The sequence below is a fragment of the Psychrobacter aquaticus CMS 56 genome (assembly GCF_000471625.1).
GTDB lineage: Bacteria > Pseudomonadota > Gammaproteobacteria > Pseudomonadales > Moraxellaceae > Psychrobacter > Psychrobacter aquaticus.
This window is the reverse complement of the sequence record NZ_AUSW01000017.1, coordinates 47,369-62,169: the sequence shown is the minus strand read 5'-3', so window position 1 is coordinate 62,169 and position 14,801 is coordinate 47,369. Positions and strand designations below refer to the sequence as shown.

13 protein-coding genes are annotated in these 14,801 nt (G+C 42.2%); 8 read left to right on the top strand and 5 right to left on the bottom strand.

Annotated elements, in window-relative coordinates; genetic code table 11:
• The first annotated feature begins 119 nt into the window (after positions 1 to 119).
• From M917_RS05705 to ppnP, 3 genes are all read left to right on the top strand, one after another.
• The gene (locus M917_RS05705; protein WP_021813834.1) at positions 120 to 821 is read left to right on the top strand and encodes an HAD family hydrolase; all 702 of its coding nucleotides are present in this window, start codon (positions 120 to 122) and stop codon (positions 819 to 821) included.
• Positions 822 to 949: 128 nt separating this feature from the next.
• A protein-coding gene (gene prfB, locus M917_RS05700; RefSeq protein ID WP_131657721.1) for a peptide chain release factor 2 occupies positions 950 to 2,045 on the top strand; the annotation gives its coding sequence in 2 pieces (ribosomal slippage) (positions 950 to 1,021 and positions 1,023 to 2,045; 1,095 coding nt in all).
• Positions 2,046 to 2,088: 43 nt separating this feature from the next.
• Positions 2,089 to 2,373, top strand: a complete 285-nt coding sequence (gene ppnP, locus M917_RS05695) for a pyrimidine/purine nucleoside phosphorylase (protein WP_021813832.1) — start codon at positions 2,089 to 2,091, stop codon at positions 2,371 to 2,373.
• 118 nt (positions 2,374 to 2,491) lie between these two features.
• Here ppnP and M917_RS05690 read toward each other — a convergent pair whose 3' ends face one another.
• Positions 2,492 to 2,944 (bottom strand): GNAT family N-acetyltransferase, encoded by a 453-nt coding sequence (locus M917_RS05690; RefSeq protein ID WP_021813831.1) that lies wholly within the window; start codon positions 2,942 to 2,944, stop codon positions 2,492 to 2,494.
• A gap of 179 nt (positions 2,945 to 3,123) precedes the next feature.
• Here M917_RS05690 and M917_RS05685 point away from each other — a divergent pair, with 179 nt between their 5' ends.
• Positions 3,124 to 4,245: a DNA topoisomerase IB gene (locus M917_RS05685; protein WP_021813830.1), complete on the top strand. Its 1,122-nt coding sequence runs from the start codon at positions 3,124 to 3,126 to the stop codon at positions 4,243 to 4,245.
• Positions 4,246 to 5,355: 1,110 nt separating this feature from the next.
• Here the strand turns inward: M917_RS05685 and M917_RS05675 are convergent.
• On the bottom strand, positions 5,356 to 6,231 hold the full coding sequence (locus M917_RS05675) for a LysR substrate-binding domain-containing protein (RefSeq protein WP_021813828.1): 876 nt from the start codon (positions 6,229 to 6,231) through the stop codon (positions 5,356 to 5,358).
• Between the two features lie 357 nt (positions 6,232 to 6,588).
• On the opposite strand from M917_RS05675, the gene M917_RS05670 reads away from it, so the two are divergent.
• The 3 genes from M917_RS05670 (at position 6,589) to M917_RS05660 (ending at position 9,499) form a co-directional block, all read left to right on the top strand.
• Positions 6,589 to 7,467: a DMT family transporter gene (locus M917_RS05670; RefSeq protein WP_021813827.1), complete on the top strand. Its 879-nt coding sequence runs from the start codon at positions 6,589 to 6,591 to the stop codon at positions 7,465 to 7,467.
• Positions 7,468 to 7,517: 50 nt separating this feature from the next.
• Positions 7,518 to 7,880: a 5-carboxymethyl-2-hydroxymuconate Delta-isomerase gene (locus M917_RS05665; RefSeq protein ID WP_021813826.1), complete on the top strand. Its 363-nt coding sequence runs from the start codon at positions 7,518 to 7,520 to the stop codon at positions 7,878 to 7,880.
• Positions 7,881 to 8,629: 749 nt separating this feature from the next.
• Positions 8,630 to 9,499, top strand: coding sequence for a DMT family transporter (locus M917_RS05660; RefSeq protein ID WP_021813825.1), 870 nt, complete (start codon positions 8,630 to 8,632; stop codon positions 9,497 to 9,499).
• A 25-nt stretch (positions 9,500 to 9,524) separates the two neighbouring features.
• Here the strand turns inward: M917_RS05660 and M917_RS05655 are convergent, their stop codons facing one another.
• From M917_RS05655 to M917_RS05645, 3 genes are read right to left on the bottom strand one after another with little or no spacing between them, the layout of a single operon-like run.
• On the bottom strand, positions 9,525 to 10,292 hold the full coding sequence (locus tag M917_RS05655; protein ID WP_021813824.1) for an ABC transporter ATP-binding protein: 768 nt from the start codon (positions 10,290 to 10,292) through the stop codon (positions 9,525 to 9,527).
• 31 nt (positions 10,293 to 10,323) lie between these two features.
• Positions 10,324 to 11,568 (bottom strand): ABC transporter substrate-binding protein, encoded by a 1,245-nt coding sequence (locus tag M917_RS05650; protein WP_021813823.1) that lies wholly within the window; start codon positions 11,566 to 11,568, stop codon positions 10,324 to 10,326.
• Complete coding sequence (locus M917_RS05645; RefSeq protein WP_040642056.1) at positions 11,565 to 12,602, bottom strand: FecCD family ABC transporter permease; 1,038 nt, start codon at positions 12,600 to 12,602, stop codon at positions 11,565 to 11,567. The genes M917_RS05650 and M917_RS05645 overlap by 4 nt, the downstream gene beginning before the upstream one ends.
• Before the next feature lie 450 nt (positions 12,603 to 13,052).
• On the opposite strand from M917_RS05645, the gene M917_RS05640 reads away from it, so the two are divergent.
• Positions 13,053 to 14,780, top strand: coding sequence for an AMP-binding protein (locus M917_RS05640; protein WP_021813821.1), 1,728 nt, complete (start codon positions 13,053 to 13,055; stop codon positions 14,778 to 14,780).
• Positions 14,781 to 14,801 lie beyond the last annotated feature (21 nt).

Sequence of the window (14,801 nt, the reverse complement as noted above, 5' to 3'; positions counted from 1 at the left end):
ACCATAATTTTATTTGGTAAACAGTAACGTTCTCGCAAGCTTATTCATCAAGTTTTTTATGCATACATTCATTTATATCAAAAATTATATCCCTCAAAAAACAACAATAAGGTTTTACTATGCAGGCGACTCAAACACAGAATGATCAAAAAGAATTGGCGTTATTTGATTTAGACCATACCTTACTCGATGTCGATAGCGACTATCTGTGGGGCGAATATATCGTCAAGCATGAACTCGTTGACGAAGCTGAATATCGCACGGCCAACCAAAAGTTTTATCAAGATTATATCGAAGGCACGCTTGATGCAACTGAGTACAATGAATTTGTCGCTCAGTTTTTGAGTAGTCTACCGATGGACAGATTGCATGAGCTGCGAGAAGATTATATCAAAAGTGAAATCGAGCCACACATTCGCCCAAAAGCAATGGAAGTGCTGTGTCAGCATATTGAGCAGGGTCATGAAGTGGTAATCATTTCTGCGACCAATGACTTTGTGGTTTCTGCCATTGCCAAACGGTTTGGTATTGAAGACGCCAATGTTTTATCGACACCGCTTGAGATAAAGGATGAACGCTATACTGGTAAATTAATGGATAAGCCAAACTTCCAAGAAGGCAAGATTTATCATCTTAATAAATGGCTTGATAAGCAGCAAGCAGCAGGCCTTACGTTTGAAAAAACCTATGCATATTCAGACTCCAAAAACGACATTCCACTGCTTGAGTGGGCAGATGTCGCTATTTGTGTCTCACCTGATGACGCACTACATGCCCATGCACTCGCGCATCGCTGGGCAGTAGAAGATTGGTCAATTTAGTTTGCTTAGTGTATGGTCAACCGTAATTAGCCAACCATTTAACGTCAATCTCCTTTAAAATAGCACCTTATTGGTTATACACTCGCTGTTCAAGAAAACAGGCATTATTCAAAAAAATAGGAAAATTTATGGAAATCAATTCGTATCAAGAAAAAATCAAAGACTTGTCTGAACGTGGGCAGGACTTGCGGAGGTATCTTTGACTTCGATGGTAAGCAAGAGCGCTTAGAAGAAGTCAATTTAGAACTAGAGAACCCCGAGCTATGGAATGACCCAGAGCGTGCGACCAAGATCAACAAAGAAAAAAGTCATCTCGATGGTGTCATCGATGTCGTAGTCTCACTTGAAACCACATTAGCAGATGCATCTGCAATGCTAGAGTTGGCGGTAGAAGAAGACGATGAGTCACTGCTTGCCGACGTACAGAGCGAGCTGGATAATGCGGAAAAACGCGTTGCTGATTTAGAATTCCGCCGCATGTTCAGTGGTGAGATGGACCCGAACAATTGCTATTTGGATATTCAGTCGGGCAGTGGTGGTACGGAAGCACAAGATTGGGCAGAAATGCTACTGCGTATGTATACACGCTGGGCTGAGGCTCATGACTTCAAGGTTGATGTGATCGAAGTCTCCGCTGGCGGTGTCGCTGGGATTAAATCAGCGACGATTGAGATTAAGGGCGATTATGCTTTTGGTTGGCTTCGTACCGAGATTGGCGTGCATCGTCTGGTACGCAAATCACCGTTTGATAGTAATAATGGACGTCATACGTCATTTGCTGCGGTGTTTGTCTCGCCTGAAATCGATGATAATGTCGAGATTGACATCAATCCTGCGGATTTACGCATTGATACGTATCGCTCATCGGGGGCAGGTGGTCAGCACGTTAATACCACTGACTCTGCCGTGCGTATTACTCATGAGCCAAGTGGGGTGGTTGTGACGTGTCAGAATGAACGCAGCCAGCATGGCAACAAAGCCACTGCCATGAAAATGCTGCGCGCCAAGCTTTATGAGCTTGAGATGCAAAAGCGCATGGAAAAACAGCAAGCGGTCGAAGATGGCAAATCTGACGTTGGCTGGGGCAGTCAAATTCGCTCTTACGTACTGGATGACTCACGTATCAAGGATCTGCGCACAGGCGTTGAAACCTTTAACACCGGTGCTGTGTTAGATGGTGACCTCGATCAATTTATCGAAGCGAGTCTAAAAGCAGGTCTGTAAAATACCTTTGAAATATTACCTAAAATCTTATTAAGGAACCATTATGCCAAGCGTTAACAATTATTTTGATAATAAAGTCACTTCTATCGCCTTTCAAACGGCAACCAAGCCTGCCACCGTTGGTGTGATGGAAGTTGGTGAGTACGAATTTGGCACCAGTGAGTTTGAAACCATGAGTGTAGTCAGCGGCGCATTGACGGTCAAGCTACCAGAAAGTGATGAATGGCAAACTTTTAATGCTGGCGAGCAGTTTACCGTTGAAGCCAATAAAAAGTTTCAGGTAAAAGTAGAAGTCGAAACGGCTTATTTATGTGTGTATGGCAAATAATATTTGTTGAGTTAAAGCTACATTTATATGACTAATGTTGTCTTAAAACAACCAACGCCAAGTGTTTAACGCTTGGCGTTTTTTTTATGGTCATTTTAAAAGAAGTGGGTTCCCAATACTATAAGTTGTGACGATACTGAACCATATCAGTCAAGCTCGCAATTTTGTCATAAAGTTGGCGCGCGTCGGTGTTGCCTTCTTGCGTCGTCCAGTAAACACGGTTGCAGTCTTTCTCATTGGCAAATGCATAGACCTGCTCAATCAAAGCACGTCCTACGCCTTGACCGCGCACAGTTTCACTAACGTATAAGTCTTCTAAATAACAACATTCTGTGGTATTCCATGTATTGGGATGCAGCACTACATGGGTAATACCTACCAAAATATCATCTTTCCACGCCCCAAATCCATAGATAGCCACGTCGTCATTAAGCATATTGCGCCACGTCGTCTCCGTTGTAGTTGACGGCAAACTGGTCTTATAAAACGTCAGATAGTTTTGCCATAAGTGTAACCAAAGGTCGTAATCAGTGATAGCTAGCGGTTTTATTTTTACAGATGAATGGTTCATTTTATTTTAATAAACTTAAGTCGTGAGTAGTGCTAAATTATGCCTTAAAAGCCCATAACCTAAAACCCTTGTATCAATTTTATTTTACACAGGATTACACTTTATCCGTGGCAAATAAACAGCAAAATTTACCATAGTTCATTATGCTAAAACGATTCATTTATCAGACGAGTCTTCTTATGGACAAAGAAAATCAGCAAAACCCTATTCAAGATGTGCGTCATGATTATGAACACTTAGCTGGTTTGGCAAATCTGCGCTATGTGAGCGACAATGAACCGGGATATGGACGCAGACGTTGGGGTCGCGGGTTTACTTATCGAGATGCAACTGGCAAAACGGTAAAAGACAAAGCATTGCGTAAGCGATTTGATGCTTTGGTGATACCGCCAATGTGGTCAGAGGTTTGGATATGCCAAGATAATAAGGGCCATCTGCAATCAACAGGGCGTGATGACAAAGCACGTAAACAGTACTTGTACCATCCCGAGTGGGATCGCGTCCGCGACCAAGCTAAGTTTGACGCCATGATTGGCTTTGCAGAAGCGTTACCAAACTTGCGCGCTCAAGTCGAAAAAGACTTGGAGGCAACGCCTTTATCACGAGCCAATGTCCTCGCAGCCGTGGTCAAATTGTTAGAGACGACTTTGATTCGTATCGGCAATAGCCGTTATGCTAAATTGAACAAAAGCTATGGTTTGAGTACGTTAAGAAGCAAGCATGTGAGCGAAATAGACAACGGTCTGGCGTTTGACTTCGTTGGTAAAAGCTCAAAAGAGCATCATATTGAGCTACAAGACGAGCGCTTGATACAGATTGTGCAAGCCTGTTCTGAATTGCCTGGTTATCAGATTTTTAAATATTTGGATGACAATGGTGTCAAGCAAGTCGTTGATAGTGCCGATATCAATGAGTATCTACGAACCCATACTTGCGTTAGTGGCAGCAATGGTCAACTGTATAGTGCAAAAGATTTTCGTACATGGATGGCCAGTGTCCTCGCAGCCAGTCATTTGTATGATGCGCTTGATACAGCAGAGGGTAAAAATGTATTAGCCAGTGAGCCTGAAAGCTCTGATCGCCAGCAGTTGGTCACGGATATGGTTAAAGCAGTGGCAGAAGCACTGGGTAATACTCCTGCTGTTTGCCGTTCTTCTTATATTAATCCTATTATTATTGAGCAATTCTTAGCGGATCAGTTTTTTGAGTCTTACAAACAAGCCCGCCGTGGACGTACCAAGAAATATCAAAGTTGTGAAGAAAAGGCATTGCTTGGATTTTTGAACAAAGTAGAAAAGTAATAAAGTAATAATTAACAGAATGCAGGCATAAGCCGTCATCGTTTAAATGCGAAGTTAGATGTCGTCCAATACGATCCAGTATTTTTTAAACGTATTATCGCTGAGGATATTGCTATTTTAGCGTAACCGATACGATAGATTTTTCAGGTCTAAAGTAATTTCCCATAACGGACGTTATGGGAACAGTCAGGGTTTTTTGGGGTTCTTTACTGCCCATTCTAGACGGTAAAAAGGTAGTAATTTAACATCATTATGGCAACATGTTCCTACAACGTTTCTTATGGCAAATGAATGCTAAAGTACTCAAAATATGTTAATTATTCATCAACACTAAACTTCATATAACTGTCAATTTTTTTACCTTCGAGACTGTCTAGTATTTGTCTTATACGATCACTATCATATTGATTAGCATACTTATTCTGTTTTCTTAAATAATGCATAAACTCTTCTGGTAACGACACCTTATAATTTTTTACTAGATGAGGAATTATCATCGTCCAGAGATAGCAACCATCAGTAAAAACTTTAGTTGGCACAGTAACTTTACTATCAATGATATCTAGCTCAGGCGATAGAAATTCTATTACTTCTATGCCATTTATCAAATATGTATAAACAGTATCTGCATCAGTATTTGGGTGTCACTCCTCTTCTAATCCCTCAGCGTACTTTCTGATACACTACTATAATTTTAATAGAGAGTTAAGCATATGACTAAACTACAAATAGTTACTTTAGGGGCATGGTTGCTGTCTATACCTTATTACTTTATTAGTCAGCAATTAACACAGGATATGATCGCACCTATCCGTATTGACCTACTGGCTATCTGTACACTATTAGCAGCATTAACATTAGCTACCTTGATTCAGTGGTTAGTTAGGCAATATAAGTTACGATCAAATTAGCACTGCTTATAAAATAATCCGGTGGTGTTCTAAAAAGCATGCTGACATCAGACATAGCCATAATTGACACAAAAGAAGAATACCAAATCAAATATTTTAAAGTAATTATCGAGAAAAAATGGGCATAACCTAAATAGTCACAAGCTACGTTTCTACACCAAGGCTGAATGGAGAATTATTTTAAATAGAGCTAAGAGATTTAGGTAGTTACTAAGTTTTCAATACACCAATCCCATACCGCATCCACATTCTTCCTAGATGCAGTCACTCGTTTTCGGACAAGATAATAATCTGGTTCTACGATTAAATCCGACTCACTAACTTGAATCAATCGACCCGCCGATAAGTCTGCTTGTACAAAAGCCTGACAGGCAATCGCAACTCCTTGACCAGCCAAAGCAGCATCTAAAGCGAGCGCAGTTTGGTTAAATACTGCGCCCGGTAATTTACCTGTGATCCCAAAGAAGCGTGGCCAATGATTGTGCGAGTCGTGCAGTAGTGGCATATCACGCAAGTACTTAAGTGACATAGGAAGTGTTCTGTCACCGATAAGATGAGGGCTGGCAACTGGCACAAGTTTTTGTTTAAACAGTAGCCGCGTCTCAAACGATGTAGGGAATGGTGGATGAGTAAGACGTACAGCAATATCCACTTGATCACGATCAAAGTCTGCAATGGATTCGGTCGCTACCGTGCGCAAATCAATATGAGGAACTGCGGTCGTTAAGACAGACAGTTGAGGCAACAAGATTTTAGTGGCAAACGCAGGTGTCACGCTGATAGTAACAGTTTCAGGCTCTTTAAGTAGTTGTACTGTTGCCTGGTCTATCGTGTCAAAAGCCTTCGTGATTTCTGCAAAATATACGCTTCCTTTACTGGTAAGTGCAACGCCTCTGGGTAACCTCTGAAATAAAGAAAAACCAATATATTCTTCTAATATGCGAACTTGCTGAGCAACTGCCCCTTGGGTCACAAAAAGCTCATCAGCTGCTGCACGAAAACTTAGCTTACGACCAGCAGCTTCAAATGCACGTAAGGCATTTAGCGGCGGCAGAGAACGATAATGACGTGACATAGTAATCCTTTATACAATAGATTTTCTATAGTCTAACACCTTTTAATATCATGCAAGGCATTCACCTTCATTAGCTATAATGAATAAATGATAGCTAATGAAGTAGAGAGTGACTGTAGAAAAACTCATTTCTATTACACCAGTAGATCAAACAGAGATGCTACTCCAGCTCATAAACTTCTTCAACATAGTTGTCGTACAGCCATACTTTCATCTATGAGCCAAATAAGGCTTAGGTAACATAGGTTCTATGCTTACTAATTAGATACCTATTGATGAGGGTTTGTTCTACTTCACAAGTGAGGCAAATCGCCGTCTAGCTACTTAGATAGCTTTCGAGTTTTTAAGGTGGCTTTTATGTTTAGAGTATATGCAGCGCTCATTTTACTGGGTGTGATTTGGGGGTCAAATTTCATTTTTATGAAGTGGGCTACAGAATTAATTTCGCCCGCTCAAACTGTGTTTTTACGAGTATTATTTGGTTTTTTGCCGTTGGCACTAATCGCATGGCGTAGTAAGGTCATTACTCGTAAACAGTTGCCTCACATACCACACTTTATAGTGATGTCAGTGCTCGCAACTTCCTTTTATTACTATGGGTTTGTTGCAGGCACTGCATTATTACCCAGTAGTATCGCAGGATTATTGAGCGGTTCAATTCCCATTTTTACTTTTTTAGGTGCTGCGTTATTTTTGCCAGAAGAGCGACCAACTAAGCGAATGGCTCTAGGCGTTGCTTTAGGGTTTGCTGGCATTGTATTAAGTGCACGACCTTGGCAAGGGGCAATGGGTGTTTCTCTCATAGGCGTATTATGGATGTTAGCAGGATCTCTGAGTGTCGGTGCATCATTTGTATATGCACGTCGTTTTTTATCTCCTTTGAAACTACCGCCACTTGCGTTGGCAACTTGGCAGACGGGTATAGCCGTCATAACGCTGTCAGTACTGATCGATTTTGAGGGTATTACTAAGATAGCAACGAACACTCAGGCAATGTGGGGAACAGTACTTGGACTTGGCTTATTAGGAACAGGGGCAGCTTATCTAATCTATTATTTTATTATTGAAAGGTTAGGTTCTGTGAAAGCTGCTGGTGCTACTTATATTGCACCAATCGTTGCTGTTATTATTGGTGCTATAGTTGGAGAGGATATCACCAGTTTAGAGATCATAGCCTTAATATCAATTATCGGTGGCGTTCTATTAATTCAAACTGGTAGAAGGGCTTCAGTTTAGGTTATATTTTTTTAGACGCACTTCTCACTCATACTCAAAAGGATATATTTATGCCACATTTAACCATTCAAGCGACACCTAATGTCAGCATTACTCATAAAGAATCATTACTTAAATCTTTGAATAAGGTGCTTTGGGATAGTGGGCATTTTGGTAAGCCAACAGATATTAAAGCCCGTATGATACCTATCGATACGTTTTTAGTGGGCCTTGAAGATGACGAGCAAACAAACGGCTTTATTTATGCAAATCTAAAAATAATGACAGGCCGTAGTTTGGACATTCGTAATCAGCTGGCAGAACTGTTAATCACAACCATAGAAGTGGAGTTAAGTGAGAAACAATCCGAACGAGTTGCCTTGCAAATATGTGTGGAAGTAGAGAACGGCAGCGGGGTTTATCATAAAAAATAATAAAACTTTATCTCAGAAAAATGCTATCCAAGGTATGTTCTCAATCCAAACGATAATGTATAGATGGGCCAAGAACGTCTGAATGTCTGATTAATAGTTCAATATTATTTATACTGTTTATCTCGTTTTACTGTAATTTATATTATTTTTATTCCCAATTTTAAAATTGGGAATATGTCCTAGATATAATTCTTTTTTTCGGTGGGGATGTTAGACGATGAGCTATGCTGAATAAACTGTAGAAATTAACATGAAGGGCACTAATCAGACAGTTTGATCATAATGACTCAGGATATCGATTTTATCGTCGTTAAGTACATATTTATCATAAGCTGTTCAATGCCTGTATAGCGCACCGAATATGTAATCCTATACTAAACGTTATGGTAAGTAACTTTGGATATAGGAAGTCAGTTTTCACTGGTTCTATTGATGTATACCTCAACGGAACCAACTATTTCGCCCTTAGAACTTATTAATAGACCACTTAAAATAGACCGCTATAATGAAACCACTTATATTGGAGCATGTTTGATGACTCAATCAGATATATTGAAGTTTTTTACAACCGTCAAACAATACCAAAGGGTTGGGATTTAAGTTATTTACTCAGGTATTTCAAAACTTTTACCGTCAGGCTACCGGACATAATCTACCAAGTGTTTTTGTCCGTGATTGATAGCACAGGTCGCTATTACAGGGAGGCAGAATGCTACAATAGCGTTTTTTCACCATTTGATAAATTGACAATGATAAAAGCAAAATATGCGTTAGGTTCAGCATGGATGATTGTGGCGGCATTTTTATTTGCCTTAATGAGCATTTTGGTAAAAAATGCTGGCACACAGCTTGATATGAATCCTTACGAGTTGGCGTTTTGGCGCTCGGTTTTGCCTGCCTTGATAATTTTTTGTGGGACGCTCGTGCGTCGTCAAACCCTTAAAACCCCATTTTTTTGGGGACACATGAAGCGTAGCGTCGCAGGAACAACCGCTTTATTACTGGCTTTTTATGGGTTAAGTCAGCTACCTCTGGCAACCTCAGTGACCCTTAACTATACTTCAGTCGTATTCATTGCAATTTTATCCATTGTCTGGCTAAAAGAAACGCCTTCGTTAAAAACATGGATAGCCCTGTTAATGGGCTTGGGCGGTATTTGTTTGATGTTGAAACCTGCCTTTGAGTCAGATAGGTTAATTCAAACCTTGATTACGCTGAGTGGCGGCATTTTTACCGCTTTTGCCCTATTACAAGTGCGGGCGTTGTCGCTGATGGGCGAACCTGCGTGGCGGATTGTGTTTTACTTTTCGGCGGTGGCGGCGGTAATTTCGGCAGTGGTGGCAACGTGGGTAGGGTGGCATCGTCTGACGCCAGAAATCTTGCCTTATATAGCTGGTATTGGTGGCGCAGGATTGTTGGCACAACTTGCAATGACCCATGCATATCATGTGGGACAAAAATTTACGGTGGCGGCGTTGTCTTATTTGACCGTGGTATTTGCATCAATTTATGGGGTGGTATTTGTAGGCGAAACCATCGGCTCCTTAGAGATTTTAGGTATTGTGGCAGTGATTTTGGCAGGGGTGGTTAGTAGCTTTCCTGAGAAGAAAACTGATTAAAATTGCATTAACAATGATCAATAATTTAATCGATTTTCCGGTAAGGATGTACAACAGGCAACCCTCGGCTACTGGTCAAAATCTCGATGTCCACTTGATACACTTGACGTAAAATTTGAGGCTGTAGCACTGTTTTAGGCGTGCCTTGTGCTTGGATTTTACCATCTGCCAACAGCAATAATTCATCAGAAAATTGAGCGGCAAGGCTTAAATCATGCAATACCATCAAGCAAATAAGTTGATGTTCTTGAGTATAATGTCTCACCTTTTGTAATAAATTGATTTGATGTGCCATGTCTAGTGCCGATACAGGCTCATCAAGTAATAAAATTTTGGGACGACGTAGCAAGGCTTGGGCAAACATGGCAAGCTGACGTTGTCCTCCACTTAATGCACCGATAGGACGATGTGCCAGTTCAGCAATATTTAATTGTGCCATCAGGTCAATTGCCTCACGCATCAAGTCATCGCTAATATGCCGACCCAGCGCGTCCATACGCCCCAATAGCACTACCTCAAGCGTGTTAAGCTCGGCATCGGTATGGCTATCTTGGGGCATATAAGCGATGGGCTTACGCCATGCCATCAGATGGGCTTTACGTTGCACGGTGTCTCGATAGCGGACATTGCCCAAAAATGCCAATTCACCAAAAATCGCCTTTAATAAGCTTGATTTTCCTGCGCCATTTGCCCCAAGCAGCGTGTATATTTTGCCTGAGTGGAACTGGGCATTGATATTTTGGGCAACAGTGAGCGAGCCACGCTGTACGGTTAAATGATCAAGTTCAAGCATTATGATATCTTTATAAAGTTAATAGCAAAAATTAAGCAAACAGGTTACCCAGCCAATTAACCATCTTATCCCACCATGACATTGTTTGAGGCGGCGTAGCGGTGGTCAGTTCTGTGTCAGCTATGTCGGGCGCTGTGACTGTCGTTGATGCAGTGTTTTTACAAATACTTGCGCCACAGCCTAGCTGAATAAAAAACGTGCCGCTCGGCTTAACTGGCAAGTATTTTTCATGAAAATTCATGTAGGTTTTTTCAGGATCTATATCAGTAAAGGCTTCAGGATAGAGAGCCTTTGCCATAAACTGAGCCGATGCCAAATCAGACAACGAGCGAGAAGCCGTATGATAAATGCCATACACACGGTTATTTTTTACCGCCGGTAGATTTTCCCAACCGTTACGTGTGGTAAAGCCTTTGAGCCGGCGCTGGGCTTCATTGGCACTAACATCAATGCCCATTGCCATCGCATCAGTTTGTTTCATACCAACTTCTGTACCTGAGATCATAATAACGTCAGGTTTACTCACCAGTAGTTGCTCAGGGTTAATAGGCCCCCAATTTTCGACAAACGGTTTACTGATATTATCACCGCCCACCGTATCGGCAATCGCACCCCACATATTTTTGCCAAACGTAAAGCTGTGCTCTTTTGGTCCTTTATCACCAAATTCAACATAAATTTTTGGCTTTGCTGACTCAGCGGCTTGAACCCGCTTTTGGATATCGGTAATCCCATCGGCATACTCTTGGGCGACTTGGTTAGCCCGTTGTTCTGTCCCTGCGATTTGCCCAAAAATTTTGGTGCTTTCGGTATGCCTTTTGACACTCTGGTCGTTATAATCGACCACCACCACAGGGATGTTTGCCGCCTCAAAACGAGGCATTTCGGCTTTTAGCGTATCGTACTGCTGCTTTGCCAATATCACCACATCAGGTTTCATTGCCAAAGTTTTTTCAAGCGAGAACGTGCCTCTATCGATATTGCCAATATCGCCAATGCCCTGTAAATTGGGTAATTTTTTACTATATAATTCCCAGCTACCCGGATTGAATTTTTCCCAAAACTCCCGAGAAATACCCACCACTTGCCCAAAACTATCTGCCCCCGTTGCCGCAATATAATCAGGATAATAAAACCCTAACACCACCCGTTTGGCAGGCACATCGACTTTAACGTCACGCCCTAGTACATCATGAATTGTCTTGATTTCAGCTTGTGCACTCATCGCTGTCATTAATACTGCTGTCGCCAACGTGGCACGAATAAATTGTCTCACCGCTTACTCCAAATAATCCAAAACAAAAAGGGCACGCCCACAAATGAGGTCACAATCCCTACAGGGAACAATGCCCCTGGAATAATAACTTTTGATAATACCGATGAAAATGATAAAAAAGCCGCTCCAGCGAGCATGGTTGCTGGTAAAAAATAGCGTTGGTCTTCTCCCACCAATAGGCGGGCAACATGCGGGGCAACCAAGCCGATAAACCCAATGACTCCAACAAAACTAATCGCCGTTGCCGTCATCATAGCGACCAAAATTAGCGTTCTAATACGTAATCTTGTTAAATTGACGCCAAGGGCGGCGGCTCTCTCCTCCCCGAGACGTAAAGCCGTTAATTGCCAGCCATCTCGCATCAATAAGGTAATGCAAACCGTACTGACCACAGCAACCACCGCAATATTGGTCCACGTGGCTTTGTTAAGGTTACCAAATAACCAAAATAGAACTTGCTGAGACACTTCAGGCGATGCGATAAATTGCACCAACGATAACAGCGATTGAAAAATAAACAAAAGGGCAATGCCCACCAGTATCAAAGTGGCGGCGGCAAATTGCTTTAGAGAAGCGAATAAAAACAACACCGCTGAGGCTAGCATGGTCATGACAAATGCACCGATCGGTACGGCATACTGTATAGGTAAACCAAACCCACCAAACGCAATCACGAGCGACGCCCCAAACCCTGCCGCTGCTGCAAGACCCAAGGTATATGGGCTTGCCATGGGATTATTTAATAAGGTTTGCATTTCAGCACCGCCTGCCCCAAGCGATGCACCGACCACTAACGCCATCAAGGCAACGGGCAAGCGTAGATCATAAACAATGGTATGGGTGGTATCTTCCACACCTGTTAGGCGTAATAATGCCTCAATCACATCCCTTATAGGTAACATCGAAGGGCCTGTCATCACATCCAAAATCAGCCCCACTAAGCACGCTACCGCAAACGCCAACAACACTAGGCGGCGCTTGTTCTCGATTTTTCGTTGCTCACGAATGATACGCTCGCTGACTGATTGGGTCATTTTATAATCCATAGGGTTAGAGCCATATTAAACAACCCTATTGTGTTCGCTTGAAATTTGAATTGAGGATTATAATGGTAATGATAAATATTCGCAATTAAATACTAAGTTTTCTCATTAAAACCAATTACTTTAAAATTGAAAAAGTAACAGGAATTATGTTCCACTTAGTCTGGATGAATATTAACCAATTAAAGGTCATCTGAGAATTCGAATCATATAGTGCGGTAAGAAACATAAAGCGGTAAAGAATTTTGTCGAGCTTTGATATCATATAATTGTCTGGACGGGATTTTTTATAAATGATACGTTATGTATTGAAATAAATATAAAAATGCGTTACTAATAGATCATGTTAAATACGATTGCACAACGGCCTATAGGATGTGACCGTCTGGCAATTATTTAAACCATTTTACCAGTGACCTGCTATTGCTAAAGGATTAGCTTATGAATATCTCCTCTCCAAGTGCTTCTTTAAGCCCTTCATCGTTAGACACGGATACCAGTCCTAAAAATGCACCAACGAATTATCGTGATTATTATGATAACTTCGATATGAATACATTGTTGACGGAAATATTTGGTGAGCATATAGACGATCGTTTGAATGCCTATATGGCGTGCTGCGGTCGCCATGTGCGTGACGGTCGTGGCGATACTATCGCGCTGGTGCACGAAGACACGGCGGGTAATGTGACGCAAATGACATTTGCGGAGCTTGATAACGCGAGCGCCCAAGTTGCCAATTTATTGCAGTCTTATGGTGTACAGATAGGCGATCAAGTGGCGACCATGCTACCGCGCACGCCAGAGCTACTGACCATTGTATTGGCCACATGGCGGATTGGAGCAGTCTATCAACCGTTATTTACCGCTTTTGGTTACGATTCTATTAAGTACCGAATGGACAAAGCAGGCACCAAAGTGGTCTTTACCAATCAGGAGAATCGCGGAAAATTTGAAAATTTGGCCGAGCAAACCAAGATGGTACTGGTTGGCAGTGTCGCGGACGCTCAGACGTGGGGTGACGACAACTATAGCAAGTCATTGGCGACGCAGCCGCAAACAATAGAGCCTGTGATATTAGATACCGCTGCGCCATTTTTGCAGATGTTTACCTCAGGTACGGTTGGTAAATCTAAAGGGGTCAGCGTACCGTTATCAGCGCTATCCGCTTTTTATCTATATATGCACTATGCCATCGATCTACGCAAAGACGATCACTATTGGAATATGGCAGATCCGGGCTGGGCGTATGGATTGTATTACGCCATCACAGGACCATTATTATTAGGCATTACCACGTATTTTAATGAAGCTGGCTTTGATGCTGCCAACACTCGCGACTTTATGATACGTCACAAGATTAGCAATTTGGCTTCTTCACCAACGGCATTTCGTATGATGAAATCCAGCGGGGTGTTTGACAACGTTAATGACGATGCTAATGACAGCAGTAAACTATTTTTACGCTGTGCCAATTCAGCAGGGGAGACGTTAAATACTGAAGTGGTCAATTGGGTCGAAACCTATTTAAATTGTAAGGTTTGTGATCAGTATGGTCAGACAGAGACGGGCATGACCTGCTGTGAGCATCATGCGTTGACACATGAATGTCCAGTCGGCTCTATGGGTATGGCATTACCGGGGCACACCCTTGTCGTATTGGACGATGACATGAACGTGTTGCCTGATGGCGAGCAAGGGCAATTGGCAGTCGTGGTCAGTCAGTCGCCAGCGTTTTATTTTCGTGGCTATAGCTGGAATGAAAAGCAAGCGTTCGCTGATGATTACTATCTGACAGGTGATGTGGTCGAGCGCCATAGCGATGGCAGTTATTGGTTTTCAGGACGAGATGATGACATTATTATCACTGCAGGTTATCGCGTGGGGCCAACCGATGTTGAAAACACCGTGCTAGAACACGAAGCGGTTGCAGAATCAGCCGCCGTTGGTGTGCCAGACGAGGTGCGTGGTCATACCATCAAATCGTATGTGGTGCTAAAAGACGGCATCGAAGGGACTGAAGAGATTGCCAAGCAAATCCAAGAATTGGTACGTAAGCGTTTATCAACTCATGCATACCCACGTGAAGTTGAGTTTGTGGCCGCGCTACCAAAGACGCCCAGTGGTAAGATTCAGCGCTTTTTATTACGTAGCTTGTCGGTGGCTTAAATGTAGTCGGTTTAAAACAAG